The organism is Myroides sp. TSA_177.3, from assembly GCF_052691955.1.
Map to the genome: position 1 here is coordinate 331555 of NZ_JBQZGD010000001.1, position 15893 is coordinate 347447.

Annotated in this window: 17 protein-coding genes; 9 read left to right on the forward strand and 8 right to left on the reverse strand. The window is 35.5% G+C overall.

What is annotated here, in order from left to right; translation table 11 throughout:
- Window positions 1–10: 10 nt before the first annotated feature.
- Window positions 11–403 carry a VOC family protein gene (locus tag ACUTSE_RS01440; protein WP_445638958.1) on the forward strand — a complete coding sequence of 131 codons (393 nt, stop codon included), beginning with the start codon at window positions 11–13 and terminating at the stop codon, window positions 401–403.
- A 97-nt stretch (window positions 404–500) separates the two neighbouring features.
- On the opposite strand, the gene ACUTSE_RS01445 is transcribed toward ACUTSE_RS01440, so the two are convergent.
- The 3 genes from ACUTSE_RS01445 to ACUTSE_RS01455 all read right to left on the reverse strand — a co-directional run bounded on the left by ACUTSE_RS01445 (window position 501) and on the right by ACUTSE_RS01455 (window position 2689).
- Window positions 501–659: a hypothetical protein gene (locus tag ACUTSE_RS01445; protein WP_002990180.1), complete on the reverse strand. Its 159-nt coding sequence runs from the start codon at window positions 657–659 to the stop codon at window positions 501–503.
- 127 nt (window positions 660–786) lie between these two features.
- Complete coding sequence (locus ACUTSE_RS01450) at window positions 787–1311, reverse strand: DUF4252 domain-containing protein (protein ID WP_445638959.1); 525 nt, start codon at window positions 1309–1311, stop codon at window positions 787–789.
- Between the two features lie 349 nt (window positions 1312–1660).
- A complete protein-coding gene (locus ACUTSE_RS01455; RefSeq protein ID WP_445638960.1) occupies window positions 1661–2689 on the reverse strand; it encodes a YncE family protein in 1029 nt (342 codons plus the stop codon).
- 787 nt (window positions 2690–3476) lie between these two features.
- Between ACUTSE_RS01455 and ACUTSE_RS01460 the strand changes: the two genes are divergently transcribed.
- The 8 genes from ACUTSE_RS01460 (at window position 3477) to dnaB (ending at window position 12547) form a co-directional block, all read left to right on the forward strand.
- Window positions 3477–4262, forward strand: coding sequence for a lipopolysaccharide kinase InaA family protein (locus ACUTSE_RS01460; RefSeq protein WP_445638961.1), 786 nt, complete (start codon window positions 3477–3479; stop codon window positions 4260–4262).
- Between the two features lie 232 nt (window positions 4263–4494).
- Window positions 4495–5634: an ABC transporter substrate-binding protein gene (locus tag ACUTSE_RS01465; protein WP_445638962.1), complete on the forward strand. Its 1140-nt coding sequence runs from the start codon at window positions 4495–4497 to the stop codon at window positions 5632–5634.
- Window positions 5635–6648 carry a FecCD family ABC transporter permease gene (locus ACUTSE_RS01470; protein WP_445638963.1) on the forward strand — a complete coding sequence of 338 codons (1014 nt, stop codon included), beginning with the start codon at window positions 5635–5637 and terminating at the stop codon, window positions 6646–6648.
- A gap of 74 nt (window positions 6649–6722) precedes the next feature.
- A complete protein-coding gene (gene tgt, locus ACUTSE_RS01475) occupies window positions 6723–7853 on the forward strand; it encodes a tRNA guanosine(34) transglycosylase Tgt (protein WP_445638964.1) in 1131 nt (376 codons plus the stop codon).
- A gap of 37 nt (window positions 7854–7890) precedes the next feature.
- On the forward strand, window positions 7891–8964 hold the full coding sequence (locus tag ACUTSE_RS01480; protein WP_445638965.1) for an LptF/LptG family permease: 1074 nt from the start codon (window positions 7891–7893) through the stop codon (window positions 8962–8964).
- Window positions 8951–9844 carry a DMT family transporter gene (locus tag ACUTSE_RS01485; protein ID WP_002990198.1) on the forward strand — a complete coding sequence of 298 codons (894 nt, stop codon included), beginning with the start codon at window positions 8951–8953 and terminating at the stop codon, window positions 9842–9844. The genes ACUTSE_RS01480 and ACUTSE_RS01485 overlap by 14 nt, the downstream gene beginning before the upstream one ends.
- A 64-nt stretch (window positions 9845–9908) precedes the next feature.
- The gene (locus ACUTSE_RS01490) at window positions 9909–10862 is read left to right on the forward strand and encodes an acetyl-CoA carboxylase carboxyltransferase subunit alpha (RefSeq protein ID WP_283829527.1); all 954 of its coding nucleotides are present in this window, start codon (window positions 9909–9911) and stop codon (window positions 10860–10862) included.
- A 149-nt stretch (window positions 10863–11011) separates the two neighbouring features.
- The gene (gene dnaB, locus ACUTSE_RS01495) at window positions 11012–12547 is read left to right on the forward strand and encodes a replicative DNA helicase (RefSeq protein ID WP_002990202.1); all 1536 of its coding nucleotides are present in this window, start codon (window positions 11012–11014) and stop codon (window positions 12545–12547) included.
- A 259-nt stretch (window positions 12548–12806) separates the two neighbouring features.
- Here the strand turns inward: dnaB and ACUTSE_RS01500 are convergent, their stop codons facing one another.
- The 5 genes from ACUTSE_RS01500 to ACUTSE_RS01520 are packed head-to-tail and all read right to left on the reverse strand — an operon-like array spanning window position 12807 to window position 15851.
- A complete protein-coding gene (locus ACUTSE_RS01500; protein ID WP_445638966.1) occupies window positions 12807–13565 on the reverse strand; it encodes a superoxide dismutase in 759 nt (252 codons plus the stop codon).
- A complete protein-coding gene (locus ACUTSE_RS01505) occupies window positions 13562–13831 on the reverse strand; it encodes an acyl-CoA-binding protein (RefSeq protein ID WP_002990207.1) in 270 nt (89 codons plus the stop codon). Before ACUTSE_RS01505 ends, ACUTSE_RS01500 begins: the two co-directional genes overlap by 4 nt.
- Window positions 13831–14484 carry a phosphatidylserine decarboxylase family protein gene (locus ACUTSE_RS01510; protein ID WP_002990209.1) on the reverse strand — a complete coding sequence of 218 codons (654 nt, stop codon included), beginning with the start codon at window positions 14482–14484 and terminating at the stop codon, window positions 13831–13833. The genes ACUTSE_RS01505 and ACUTSE_RS01510 overlap by 1 nt, the downstream gene beginning before the upstream one ends.
- Before the next feature lie 3 nt (window positions 14485–14487).
- Window positions 14488–15276 carry a phosphatidate cytidylyltransferase gene (locus ACUTSE_RS01515; RefSeq protein WP_445638967.1) on the reverse strand — a complete coding sequence of 263 codons (789 nt, stop codon included), beginning with the start codon at window positions 15274–15276 and terminating at the stop codon, window positions 14488–14490.
- Between the two features lie 2 nt (window positions 15277–15278).
- The gene (locus ACUTSE_RS01520) at window positions 15279–15851 is read right to left on the reverse strand and encodes an LUD domain-containing protein (RefSeq protein ID WP_445638968.1); all 573 of its coding nucleotides are present in this window, start codon (window positions 15849–15851) and stop codon (window positions 15279–15281) included.
- Between the last annotated feature and the right edge of the window lie 42 nt (window positions 15852–15893).

Consider the following 15893-nt stretch of genomic DNA (forward strand, 5'->3'; position numbering starts at 1 on the left):
AAGACTAAAAATGATTAAGTACAGCTATACCATTATGTATGTAAAACAGGTTGAAGTAACCGTTGCATTTTACGAAAGTGCTTTTGGATTTGAACGCAAGTTCATTACCCCAGAAGGAGATTATGCCGAATTAATTTCAGGAGATACTACTTTGGCCTTTGCAGCAGAGGAATTGGCACAGACTAATTTATCCAAAGGATTTACAGCTGTGAGTAAAGACCGTGTAATGGGAATCGAGTTGGGGTTTGTAGTAGAAGATGTTGAGCAAGCAGTACAACGCGCAGTAGCGGCTGGCGCTTCACTATATGAGCCAGTAAAGGTGAAACCATGGGGGCAAACAGTGGCCTATGTCACAGATTGCAACGGTTTCTTAATTGAACTGTGTACTGCAATACAAGTATAAAAAGGCAAGGCAATTAACTTGCTATGCGCTGAAAAAGAAATTGTGATGGTCGCACATCACAATTTTTTTTTCACGTGAATGGTATATCGTCTTTCTTTTAGTCTAGTTTGTTTTCTTCTTCTTCATCTTCCTTTTTTGGGCTTCCTCCCATAAACATGAAGATTGCTACGACAAGTCCCACACATACTAATCCAAAGATAATGATCATAAATGTGCCATTAGCAAAATTGTACAGAGGTAAATTCATTAAGTTCATAATACGTGTTTATTTATGTTATTCTGTACTAATTTATGAAAAATAATATTAATATAGTCTGATAAATGTCAGTTGTTTATTGTAAATAATAAAAAAACGCCCCTTTGTTTAAAAGGAGCGTCTGTTTTTATAGCTTGTCTAGGGTATTTCCTAGTGGTAAATTCATTTTCTTGGTTAAGGAGGAAAGTTCTTTTAAACTGAAATTTCCTGTGATGAGAACTAAAACGGTTTCTTTAGTTGGATCCACACTGTCATTGTACATTACCAGTTCTGAAATATTTTGGTTCGTTCCTGTTTGGTCAATGTAAATGATAATTTTAGAATCACTGTCTTTTTTGTTTACTAATTCTTTGAGATTTTTGTCTTTCACATAATCATTGATGGTCGACGTCATCTCTTTTTTTACTTCTTGCGTCTTGGTATTAAAAACGCGTAAGCTGGTTAGTTTCTTGATTAAATCAAAATAGAGCTTTTCTTCGGTGTTCGTTGCTTCTACTTTTACGTTAGCCATCATTTCAAACATCTTCTTGTTGACTACAACATTGTTGATGTTTTTGTTTTTTTCAAATTTTGAAAAGCTGTCCTGACCTAATGTTAGTTGTGCTGAAAGTAACATCAAACAACAGATCAAATAAGGTACGATTCGTTTCATGGTATTCTAATTAGTTGTATCGCTAGTATTTAAGGCTCTCGAAACTTCAGATAAAATAGTTTTACATTCTTGATAAGCAACTTCTGGATTAGAAAAAGTGCCGAGATTGGTTTCTGAAGGTGGTGCTTGTGTTGTTTTGAGATACTGGGATTGTATGACCAATACAAGTAAGCTAACAATCAGTATACCGCCAATGAAGTAAGTGAAATTTTTTTTGTTCTTCATTATTTCTTGCGAACTAAATTAATATTATAGTAAAAATAGAAAATATAATGGAACAATTATAGCTTTTTTGAAATATAATGGAAATAGGGGGAAATAAAAAAGAGTCCCGAAGGACTCTTTGCTATTATTTGTAGTTAGCGTAGAAATTACTTGTTAAGATTCCCGCTGTAAAACTTTGAATCATTTTACCATTTTGGTAGATGGAAACTTTACTTGGATCCATCATATCTCCTGCATCTCCAATGTAAATTGTATTTTTAATTACGTTGAAACCATAGAAGGTAGAAGCCGCATTATAATCTTTTTCTGGAATAGTCAAGACAGGTGCAACTTGTACATTTGTATCATGTGGATTCCATTTGTAAACAGAGTTATTACTTGTGTAGTACAAATCATTATTGTCTAAACGCAAGTTCTTTGCCGCTGAATTTCTCGTAGAGAAGAATTCAGTTACTTTCGTGTCCGTTTGTGCGTCTATTTTATAGAAGAATGATTTATCACTTGTACTTGAAATAGCAAAAACAAAATCACCTAAAGTAACAAGGTCTTTCAACTCTTTTTCTACCGGAATTGTTTTTGTAATGTTCGAGTTTGCGTCAATAACAGCTATCTCACTTTTATCTGCAGAAATATTCTTTTGTACATACAATTTGGTATGCCAAGCTAAAATTTGAGCTATTGGCGCATTGATTTTAATGTCACTAAGGAATTTGTAGTTTGCATCATATATACTAACCGATTGTGTTTCCTCATTCGTAACATATATTTTGTTGTTCGCAAAAGCAATGTACAAAGGCATATTTAAACCTTCTGTAATGGTTCCTTCGTGTTTAAATGTATAGCGATTGAAAATTTCAACTTTATTAGACCCTTTTAATACAACAAATGCTTTGTTGTCTTTGAAAGACATACTGTGAGCTTGATCTCCTAATACTTTGTCTGCGGTTTGTGCAATATTAGCATGATATTTATCGTAAGCAAAACTTGAAAATCCTATGGATGCATCATTAAACTGTAAACCTCCTTGATTTAAAATAAGTAAACCATTGTCAAGGTTTGGCACTTGTGGTACTTCTACAAATGGATCATCCGATGTACTACAAGATGTTGAAAGGATTGATAATGATAGTGCTAGAAATAAAAGTTTTTTCATATTTAGTTGCATAGTATTAGTATTACACAAAAGTGAAAGTTTAATAAAATGTTAATTTTTATCTTTCTCAAAATTAGTTTTTATTCTGAAATAAACAAGAGGTAATCCGTAAAATTTATCGGTCAACTCCTTAATTAACATTGAAATCGCTCATTCTATGTGATTCATTTACTGTAGAAGCGCGTTAGCTATTCGTTTTATACCCAGAAAACTTGTTTTTTAAAGGTGTTATTTTCTACTATTCTCTTAACGCAAATAATAGGATTGTAGTATAAAAGAACAAGAAAATTATTTGATGAAGTTGTCAAAATAGGTTTTTTATTTAACTGTTTTTAACAATATCTCTTCCTTTGCGTGTGAAGAAGGTAGAAAGGATACAAAAGTATTTATTTTACTTTTTAGTTCGGAATGTTTCAAACTAAAGATGTGTTAATGGCAAGGAAGTGTGAAATTAATCACGAAAAACAAATGCTTAGGATTAAAAAAGAATGATATCCGTAAAAGTGAACGAAACGCAAGAGAGGCTAAAAAGAAGAGATGAAGAATGAATAAGATTTATTAAAAAGGATTAAAATAGAGGGTAAGTTTAAGTAAATGAGTGATTTGTAAATGTTAAGTAGAAGGATTTCTTAATTTAATGGTAGAAATTAAAAAAGGATAAAATATAAATTGGGGCTTTTTTTATTTTGTAACTAGTTGTATTGTAGGTGTTTGTGTTGTTTTTGGAGTGAAAACGGGTGTCCTAGAATAGCCGTATCTTAGTATAGAATTAAAAATCAATTAAATTATGACTCAACTAAGGGTAAATCAACGTATTCACCCCTTATATCAAAACCAACAAGAAGAATTAACAAACCTAATTGAAAACTATGATGCATTAACTACGTATCTTTTTAAAGGAAGTAGAAACTCAATTAAACTAGCAACCTTATCTACTGGTCAACGAGTAGCTATTAAATCTTTTAAAATTCCCAATGAATTTAATAAACGCGTGTATAAGTTTTTTAGAAAACCCAAAGGATTGCGATCGTTTGAGCACGCTGAAAAGCTAAAGGAATTGGGAGTAGCTAACCCACAAGCGGTAGCGTATTTTGAATATAGTACGGCCACAACGATTCGGAATACCTATTATATTTCGGAACTCGTCGAGGCGGAAATTACCTATCGCGATTTAATTATGCAAAAGAACTATCCTGATCGGGATGTTATTTTGGAAGAATTTGTTCGTTTTTCTTATGGTTTACATGAAAAGGGAATTAAGTTTTTAGATCATTCGCCAGGAAACACACTGATTAAAAAACAACCAGATGGAACCTATACGTTTTATTTGGTCGATTTAAATCGAATGAAATTTGATCAGGAAATGTCGTTTTCGCATCGCATGAAAAACTTAGCACATCTAACCACCAATATTAATGATATTGAAAAGATGGCAGAGCACTATGCTCGATTAATTGGAAAAAACTCCAAAGAAGTTTTTATTCGTTTATGGTTAGAAACGATCAAGTTCCAATTTAGATTTTACAAAAAGAAAGACATAAAGTTTAAGATTAAACGACTTTATATTAATTAACGTTTCTGGTTTCGGCTATCCTTTTATTTGAAAGGATAGCTTTTTTTTGTGAGGTGGTGAGATTGGTGGGTGGTGAGGTTGGTGGGTGGTGAGGCGGTGAGGTCGACAGCTCTACAGCTCCACACCCTCACACCCTCACACCCTCTCACCCTCTCACCACCTCCACAAAAAAAAACCTTCGCCTTCCAATCGAATAAATAAGTTTATTTTTGCGTAGTAAACACAAGTGTAAATGAAAAAAATAGCTTTTTATTGTTTGGGATTAACCTTGTTGCTTTTGTTCACTGAATGCAAAGACAAGACGGCAGCACAAGTAGAGCAATCCACACCACAATCTCTTATTACGTATGCTAAGGGATTCACCCTAAAAGCCTATGATGGTATCTATGTGGTTCAAATCACCCAACCTTGGGCATCAGCAAAGGAGCAGTTTACTTATGTTTTGAAAAGAGAACAAGCGCAAGTGCCTGATTCTCTCAAACAGTATACACAAATTCAAATTCCCATTCAAACCATTGCTTGTACATCGACTACACATATTCCAGCTATTTCAACGCTAGATGAAGTGCAATCGCTTATTGGTTTTGCAGGACTGGATTATATCTCTACTGAATCCATTCGACAAGAGATTGACCGCGGGCATATCCGTGAATTAGGACAAAATGAAACACTGAATGTAGAAGTGATTGTCGATGCTGCACCTGATGTATTCATGGCATTTGCCATGGACAATGGAAATAAAGCCTTACATACAATTGAACAAGCTGGTATTCCTGTCTTATACAATGGGGATTGGACAGAACAAAATCCTTTAGGCAAAGCAGAATGGATCAAGTTGTTTGGTGTTTTATATGACAAAGAAAAGGAAGCCAATCAATTTTTTGAGGGTATTGTGACAGATTATACGGCAGCTTTAGAACTTGTGAAAAATGAAAAAAGTCAACCGACTGTAGTCAGTGGAGTAATGTATTCTGATGTTTGGTATTTGCCAGAAGGGAATAGCTGGGCAGCTGTGTATTTTAAAGATGCAAAAGCAGATTATCTGTGGAAAGATACACCAGGAGTAGGGAGTTTAGCGCTATCTTTTGAACAGGTGCTTGAAAAAGGACAACACGCTGATTTTTGGATTAATCCAGGACATTATGAATCGTTGAGTGATTTGGCAGCGGCTAATCCACACTATAAAGAATTTGAGGCATTCAAAAAAGGCAATGTATATTCTTTTGCTCCAACGAAAGGAAAAACAGGGGGAGCGCTCTTTTATGAGTGGGGACCGCTTCGACCTGATTTGGTTTTAAAAGACCTCATTCAAATAGTACATCCAGAACTATTACCAGATTATCAACCGTTTTTTTATCGACAATTGCAGTAAATGAGCATACCAAAAGTAAGTTGGGGATTGGGAATTGTATTGGTCGTATTCCTATTGATTGTAAATCTTTCTTGGGGCAGTGTACACATCCCTTTTAAAGAGGTCATTCGCATTCTCACAGGGCAAGAAGGAACTAAAGCCTCATGGGAGTATATTGTGTTGCATTATCGTTTACCCAAGGCTTTTGTCGCTATTTTGGTTGGTATCGCCTTAGCGTTAAGTGGTTTGTTGATGCAAACATTGTTTCGCAATCCTATGGCCGAGTCCTATGTATTGGGAATTAGCGCAGGTGCAGGACTAGGGGTAGCTTTAGTGTTGATGGGAGGTGCACTACTTCCAGCATTTATCGCGCCTTATTTAATGTCTAGTTATACCTTACTTAGTACTGCTATTATAGGGAGTTTACTTTTGTTACTACTTATTTTAGCCGTATCGCATCGAGTAAAAAGTTCTGTTACAGTGCTAATTGTTGGGTTAATGTTTGGAAGTTTTGCCAATGCCATTATAGCGATACTGACCTATTTTAGTGAAGCGGATCAGCTAAAAAAATATGTTGTGTGGATGTCGGGAAGTTTGGGGAATTTAACCCAAGAAATGATACTACTTTTTTTATTTGTTGTTAGTATAGGTGTCGGATTATCCCTATTTTTAATCCGAAGATTGGATGCCTTATTGTTAGGAGATGCGTATGCAGCTTCCTTGGGAATAAACGTGAAGCAAACGAGAAATTTAATTATTATCACCACGAGTTTATTGGCGGGTGGAGCAACAGCCTTTGTCGGGCCTATTGCCTTTATTGGATTAGCTGTACCGCATATGGCGCGTATGCTGTGGAAAACAAACACACATCGTACGTTAATTGGCGCTTGTATGTTGTTGGGGAGTATTTTGCTTTTACTCTGTGATATGCTTACACAAGTACACGCACAGGCGATTTTGCCTATTAATGCCATTACCGCTATTTTTGGTGCTCCAATCGTTATTGCTTTACTATTGAAATACCGTGTTTTTTAGAAAATAGAAAAAAATATTAAAACTAGGCTTGATGACTAGTTTTAAATTATCTTTGCAAGCTGTAAATAGACAATATGAAGTTCGAATTATTACATACTGATGTTCAGTCACGTGCGCGTGCTGGAAAAATTACGACGGATCACGGTGTTATTGAAACGCCTATTTTCATGCCCGTTGGAACGGTAGCAACAGTAAAAGGAGTGCACCAACGTGAGCTAAAAGAAGAAATTAATCCTGATATTATTCTAGGAAATACCTATCATTTATATCTACGACCAAAAGTAGAAATCTTAAAGCAAGCAGGTGGTTTGCATAAATTCATGAATTGGGACCGCAATATTCTAACAGATAGTGGGGGATTCCAAGTATATTCGCTTTCTGCTAACAGAAAAATCAAGGAAGAAGGAGTGAAATTTAAATCACACATTGATGGATCGTATCACTTTTTCTCTCCAGAAAATGTAATGGAAGTTCAACGTGCGATTGGAGCGGATATCATCATGGCTTTTGATGAGTGTACGCCTTATCCATGTGATTACCGTTATGCAAAACGCTCGATGCACATGACGCACCGTTGGTTAGATCGTTGTGTGACACATTTTAATAAAACACCGGAACTATACGGATATTCGCAAGCCTTATTTCCAATTGTTCAAGGAAGTACATATAAAGATTTACGCCAACAATCAGCAGAGTATATTGCTAATGTTGGAGCAGAAGGAAATGCCATCGGAGGATTATCTGTAGGGGAACCTGCAGAAGAAATGTACGCAATGACTGATGTGGTTACTTCTATTTTACCTGAAGATAAACCAAGATATTTAATGGGGGTTGGTACGCCAATTAATATCTTAGAAAATATTGCCTTGGGTATTGATATGTTTGACTGTGTAATGCCAACGCGTAATGCGAGAAATGGAATGTTGTTTACATCTGAAGGAATTATCAATATCAAAAATAAAAAATGGGAGGATGATTTCTCTCCAATTGATGCAATGGGACATACATGGGTAGATACAGAATACTCAAAAGCCTATTTACGTCACTTATTTGCGGCTAACGAATCGCTAGGAAAACAAATTGCGTCTATTCACAATTTAGGTTTCTATATGTGGTTGGTTCGTGAAGCACGTCAACAAATCTTAGCTGGTACATTTGCCACTTGGAAAAATAAAATGGTGAAACAATTGGGGGAAAGATTGTAAAAATCAACAAACGTCAAATAGCAAAAGTAGGGTACAGATGAAAATTATAGACTGGTATATTTTAAAGCGATATTTAGCCACTTTTTTTGTGATGCTCTTGCTATTTGTACCTATTGGTATTGTCATTGACGTTTCTGAAAAGATCAATAAAATCCTAGAGAACAAGGTGCCTATTCAAGCAACCATGATGTACTACTTGGATTTTACGGTCTATTTCGCCAATATGTTATTTCCTATATTCCTGTTTATTTCCATTATTTGGTTTACCTCCAAACTGGCAAATAACACAGAAATTGTGGCTATTTTAAGTTCTGGAATATCTTTTACTCGATTTCTACGTCCGTATTTGATTGGAGCGACTTTAATTTCGTTCTTAGCACTAGCTATGTCCATGTATATCGTGCCTAAAGCAAGTGCCGGATATAATGATTTCCGTTATAAGTACCTGAAGAGAGACGAGGTTCGGGAAAGCCAGAACGTATTCAAACAAATCAATGCCAACGAATTTATCTTTGTAAGTAACTTTAATTATAGTACAAATACGGGGTATAATTTCACCATTGAAGAGTTTGATGGCAATAAATTAGTTTCAAAAATCGACGCTAAACGCATTGAATGGAATGAAGAAACGAAAATGTATGCCTTGTATGACTATTTCAAGAGAGAAGTAGGGGATGCGGGGGATGTTTTAGAGTTTGCTGATTCCAAAGAATTGCATTTGGAATTCGATATTGATGATTTGAGTCCTGTCGTATATGCAGCAGAAACCATGACTTTAGGTCAACTAAAGAGATTTATTGAAAAAGAACGCATGCGCGGATCTTCTAATATCAATGTGCATTTGGTGGTGTTGTATAAAAAATACAGTGTGCCTGTATCGGCCTTTATTTTGACGATTATCGCCGTATCTGTGTCTTCGATGAAACGAAGAGGAGGTATGGGAATTAACTTAGCTATCGGTATTGCGTTAGCTTTTATCTATGTTTTCTTTGATAAGATTTTTAGTGTGTTAGCAGAAGCTTCTAGTATGTCACCGTTGGTGGCCGTGTGGATTCCTAACGTCACGTTCTCAATTTTAGCTATATTTTTATTACGAAATGCTCGCAGATAATGTAAAGAGTAATTTACTGTTACACCTCATTGTTTTCGTTTGGGGGTTTACAGCTATTTTAGGTAATTTAATTACACTAGATGCTCTACCTTTGGTGTGGTACAGAATTGTTATTGCTGTAATCACCTTACTTTTGTTATTCGCTTTTAAACGACAAACATTAAAAGACAGTAAAAAAAATATTACTCAGTTTTTGGCTGCAGGAATTGTTATTGCCTTGCATTGGCTGACTTTTTTCTGGGCCATCAAGGTTTCTAATGTATCTGTAACCTTGGCTTGTTTGTCAACAGGCGCCTTTTTTACTTCCATTCTAGAACCGATTTTCTATAAACGCAAGATTATTGCCTATGAAGTTTTCTTTGGTTTTATCGTTGTTTGTGCATTAGGCTTGATTTTTAGTGTGAGTACGGAATATGTAGAGGGAATTTTATTAGCCTTAAGTGCTGCTTGTTTATCCGCCGTTTTTTCAATTATCAACGGTAAATTTGCACAGCATTCTTCCGCTTCTATTATTACCTTTTATGAAATGGTCGGCGGATTGTTGATTCTTTCTTTATATCTTTTGTTTAGCGGTGGATTTACGGTAGAATTCTTTACCGTTACAACAACAGATTGGCTGTGGTTGTTGGTTTTAGGTACATTTTGTACCGCTTTTGCCTTTATCGGATCGGTGTATGTTATGAAGTATATAACACCGTTTACCGTGATGCTAACCATCAATCTAGAACCTGTCTATGGGATTCTATTAGCCATTTTAATTTTTAAAGACAGTGAAAAAATGAGCCCCGAATTTTATGTCGGTGCCTTGTTAATATTAAGCACAGTAGTACTAAATGCTATTGTTAAAAACAGGAAAAAGATAAAACTTGCCAAAATATAGTATGTCTATATAGAGGAAAATTTTATCTTTGTGATTAGTAATTGAAACTAAAATTTATTCATAAATGGAATATTTAGATTTTGAGCTTCCTATTAAAGAACTTGAGGAGCAGTTAAAAAAATGTACGTTAATCGGGGAAGAATCTGATGTAGATGTATCGACGACTTGCTCACAAATCGAGAAGAAATTAGAAGAGACAAAGAAAACGATATATAAGAATTTGACTCCTTGGCAACGTGTACAATTGTCAAGACACCCAAACAGACCTTATACTGTTGATTATATTAAAGCACTTTGTGGTGATACATTTTTAGAATTATTTGGTGATAGAAATGTAAAAGACGACAAAGCAATGATCGGTGGTTTAGGAAAAATTGGAGATCAAAGTTTTATGTTCGTAGGACAGCAAAAAGGATTCAACACAAAGACAAGACAGTATAGAAACTTCGGGATGGCAAATCCGGAAGGATACAGAAAAGCTTTGCGTTTGATGCAAATGGCTGAGAAATTTAATATTCCAATCGTTACTTTGATTGATACTCCAGGTGCATACCCAGGATTAGAAGCAGAGGAAAGAGGACAAGGAGAAGCTATTGCACGTAATATTTATGAAATGTTCCGTATTAAAGTGCCTATCATCTGTATTATTATTGGTGAAGGAGCTTCAGGTGGAGCATTGGGTATTGGTGTGGGTGACCGCGTAACCATGTTAGAAAATACATGGTATTCTGTAATTTCACCAGAATCATGTTCTTCGATTTTATGGAGAAGCTGGGAATTTAAAGAACAAGCGGCAGATGCATTAAAATTGACTTCTTATGATATGAAAAAGAATAAGTTAGTTGATGATATTATCGCTGAACCATTAGGAGGAGCACACTCAGATAGAGAAGCTACTTTTAATTCAGTGAGAACGTATATTGAAAAAACATACAAAGAATTGGCTAAAACTCCACTAGACAAGTTACTGAACCAACGCATGGAAAAGTACTTCGAAATGGGAGAGTACAAAAGCTAAATGACAAGATAAGAAAAATTAAAAATCCGAGTTTACACTCGGATTTTTTGTGCTTCAATATTTCTGGAATCAAATGAAAATAGTTTATTTTTATTGATTGTAAAGTGAATACGCGAACAGCATATTAAAAAAAGAGTTATTTTCGCATTATGGAAAAAGCAAAAGATATACGTACCTACGCCAGCTCTTTTACTAAAGATGTTATTGCTTTAGAAAAAGGGAAATTACCACCTCAAGTTACTGATTTTGAGGAGGCTGTGCTGGGTGCAATGATGATTGACAAAAAGGGGATTGACGAAGTAATCGATATACTTCAACCAGAAGCTTTTTATAAGGAAGGACACAAGTATATTTTTGAAGCAATTGATCAATTATTCGTTGGGAACCAACCTATTGACTTGTTAACTGTATCGGCTCAACTCCGCAAAAATGCCAAATTAGATATGGCTGGAGGGGATGCCTACCTAGTTAGTTTAACACAAAAGATCAGTTCTTCTGCGCATATTGAATTCCACTCGCGTGTAATCCTGCAAAAGTTTATTCAACGTAGTTTGATTCGTATTTCCAATGAAATTATCGAAGATGCCTACGATGAAACAACCGATGTTTTCGATTTATTAGATAAAGCGGAGGCTAAATTGTATGAGGTTACACAAGGAAATATTAAAAAGAGTTCGGAGACGGCGCAAAGCTTAGTGGCGCAAGCCAAAAAGCGTATTGAAGAGATTAGTACCAAAGAAGGATTGAGTGGGTTACCTACTGGTTTCCATAAATTGGATGAATTAACTTCAGGATGGCAGCCGAGTGACTTGATTATTATTGCTGCACGTCCCGGGATGGGAAAAACGGCATTTGTATTATCGATGGCACGTAATATTGCTATTGAAGCAGGAGCGGGTGTAGCGTTTTTCTCCTTAGAGATGTCTTCCGTACAGTTAATCACGCGTTTGATTTCGTCAGAAACAGGTTTGTCTTCGGAGAAATTGCGTACAGGTAAACTAGAAAAACACGAATGGGAGCAATTGAACGTAAAAGTAAAAGATTTAGAACGTGCACCGTTGTTTATTGACGATACACCTTCCTTGTCTATTTTCGATTTACGTGCAAAAGCAAGACGTTTGGCCTCTCAATATGGAATTAAACTTATCGTAATTGATTACTTGCAGTTAATGACAGCGGGAGGAAGTCAAAAAGGAGGAGGAAACCGTGAACAAGAGATTTCTACTATTTCTCGTAACTTAAAAGCCTTAGCGAAAGAGTTGGATATACCCGTAATTGCCTTATCTCAGTTATCGCGTGCGGTAGAGACTAGGGGAACGTCTAAAAGGCCTTTATTATCCGATTTAAGGGAGTCTGGAGCTATTGAGCAAGATGCGGATATCGTATCGTTTATTTATCGTCCAGAGTACTATAAAATTGAAGAATGGGATGATGAGTTCCGTTCTCCTACAGCAGGACAAGCGGAATTTATCGTAGCAAAACACAGAAATGGTGGATTGGACAATATCCGTCTGAAGTTCTTAGGAATGTACGGTAAGTTTGACAACTTGGATGAAGATGCCCGCATGGAAGGTTTCGCAGGTGGAGATGGCGTATATTCTTCTGCAATTAACGAAGGAGCAAATATGACCCAACATTTACCACCAGCACGTGATGTGTTTAATGATGATGATGTTCCTTTTTAAGGGGTAAGGAGTTATGAGTTACGGGGTATGGGTTATTGGTGATGGTGTGATAGGTGATGGTGTGATGGGTGATGGTGAAAATCGCGTAGTGGCAAATGGCAATTTGCCATAACAGGATAACCTTTTGATTAAAAATACATCAAAAAAGAGAACTTCTTGAATCAGATCAGAAATTTCTGAATCAAACATATAATACAAAAAAGGCGAAAGAATATTCTTTCGCCTTTTTTGTATATATTATTATTTTATGCTTTACTATCTAATCATTCAATCTCTGATTAGCAAATTCCCAATTCAAATGAGGAAGTAACGCTTTGATGTATTTCTCTTTGTCATTTTTATAGGTAGGCAAGTAAGCATGCTCCCATAAATCAATCACTAATAAAGGTTTTCCTAATCGCATAGAAATTGGATTTCCGTTGTTTTCTGTAGTGACCAATGTCAAATTATTGCGATGATCTACTAATAACCACAACCATCCAGAACCTTCAAATTCAACGGCAATTCTCGTTATCTCAGCTTTTAAATTAGCGTAGGAACCAAAACTAGATGAAATTAAGGCAGATAAGCCTGTATTTGGGCTAGTTGTTGTATTCTTGTTGATAGACTGCCAAAAGAAATTATGGTTGTAATAGGCGCCTGCTAAATTCGTTATTTCAGCCTGTGCTGGGGTAACTTTAGTTAAGATAGCAGTTAAACTATCAGTAACGTATGGTGTACCGTGAATAGCTGTGTTTAAACGATTCGCATAATCCAAATGAATAGTCCCATAGTGGAGTGCTAAATCTTCAGGTTTAAACAAGTTTTCAATCTCTTCGTATTGAAAAGAAAGCGAATGCATCTCAAAAGGACCCTGTTTCGTTTTGACTTTTTCTTGACCAAGAACTGATTTCTTCTCTACAACAAAAGTCTCTCTTTTAGGAATCTCAACTTCAATGAGTTCATTTTTCTTTCTACAAGACGATGTCACAAGGACAAGAAAGAGAAACACGAGGTTTACTAACGTACTGTTTTTCATCCTTCGCTTAAAATAGATTGAGCAAGTTTGATATATTCAGCTTTCGCTTGATCTGTGGATAGGTGACTCACCTGAGTCCAGGCATTGAATTTAAATGCTTTTTTCAAATCATGAGACATGTGTTCAAAGTCTTGATGACTTAAACCATTTGTCGCTTGTTTGTAGTACGCGTAAATCCGCAGCATAACATCTGGAGCCAAATTTCTAGCTTCCTTTGAAATTCGGTTGTAGGCTTCTAAAAAGTCTTTATCTAGTTGTTCGCTCATTATTGTTTTTTTGCAATTACCGTTTTGTTTCCAATAGCTTTTTGGTTTAATACCACATCTACTTTTGTTCCAATCGGTAAATATAAATCCACTCTAGATCCAAATTTAATGAAACCAGCATCCGTTCCTTGAATCGCTTGCATACCCGGTTTAGCATAGTTTATAATACGCTTCGCTAATGCACCTGCAATTTGACGGTACATTACTTCTCCGAAAACCTTATTTTCAATAACAACTGTTGTTCTTTCATTTTCTTCACTTGCCTTAGGATGCCAAGCTACTAGGTATTTTCCTGCGTGATATTGACTGTATTTAATCAATCCACTCAAGCCATAACGCGTAACGTGTACATTAATCGGCGACATAAAGATAGAAACCATTAAACGGTTATCTTTAAAATACTCAGGCTCATAAACTTCTTCTATTACAACTACTTTTCCATCAACAGGCGCTACAATAACGTGGTCGTTAGGGGTAATGCTTCTGTTTGGATTTCTAAAGAATTGCAATACTAAGATTAGCAGTGCTAGAATAATAGATGACAAGGTCATTCTTAACCAATCAATCGTTATAACATAATCTAATACTACAATAAAGATTACAGCTACTACTAACGAGAAAAAAATAATTTTAGTTCCTTCTTTATGAAACATGACTTATAAAATTTGAAAAATGATATACAAAAATGGTGAGATAAATAAGATGCTGTCTAAGCGATCTAAGATACCTCCGTGTCCTGGCATGATTTTGCCACTATCTTTAACACCGGCTTCTCTTTTGAAATGAGATTCAATTAAGTCCCCAAGTGTTCCAAATAATCCTACAAAAATAGCACTTGCAATCCAAATATACACATTTAATGATGTAAAAAAGTGATTTAGTACTAGTGATGCAATAATTGCGAATACAATTCCACCTAGTAAACCTTCGATAGTTTTTTTAGGAGAAATGCGCTCGAATAGCTTGTGTTTACCGAATTTCTTCCCCACAATATAAGCAAAGGTATCGTTGGTCCAGACCAAAATTAAAATACCGATAACAATTTGAGGTTGATATCCTTCGGGAGTATAGGGAAGGTGTAAAAAAGCTAAAAAAGTTCCTAGAATATAACCTAGGAATAGAATAATTTTAATTGGTAAGCTTCGATTGGGTTTACGTGTGGTGAATAATTCTGCCGTAATGGCTAGTAAAATTAAAAATGTGATAATCACCAACGTTTGAACTGGAAGCGCTATACGGTCTTGAAAAATAGCTGCTACAGCAACTAAACTCAAACCCACGCAAAGGTATTTTGATAGCTGAATCAATTTAGCAAATTCATAAGCAGCTACAATCATAAAAAATCCAAATAGTATTTTGAAAGTTAGTGCATCATACAAAGTTGCACTTAGAAGCAGAACAATATAGATTACTCCGGATATTGTTCTTTTAACGGTTTCAGACATAATTATAGATCTTCTAATAAAAGTAAATATAAGTTTTTAGGGGATCTGCCATAACTTAAGAAATCTTGATTGGCAGAAGGCTTAAAGCAATTGATTGCTGTAATATTAGTAGGCAATGAACTGCTGTATTTTCTTTTTATTTCACGAAGCCCATCGCTTTTAGTGCGTGTAATTTGGCTTGTTGCCGCAATGATGATAACATTGTCGGGAATTTCATGTGGTTTAAAATCTTTGAGTTGTCTGTCGCAAAATAAAATAGCACCATCATCAGCGATTAAACTTTCACAAGAAGAAACAAAGAAAACGGGTTGTTTGGAATTGACAAAGCGAATGTTGTTGTCTTTCAATAACGAGTGAAATTGGTTTTCATTCGTTAAAGCTTCTTTTTCAAACCAATCATTTTCTAGTAAAACATTGACGAAAGTTTCTTGTAATTCTGTTTGAGTATCACAGTATAAAAACTTACCGCCGTTATTCTTAAAGTTAACAGTGAATAGGTCATCAACAGGCATAACAGTTTCTGGAAGATATTGGCTTCTTTGATCATCAGCCTCTTCGTTGCTTTGTTTTGACATAAATCCGCTAATTAACTTCTTTAGAAAGCTCATACGCTAAGT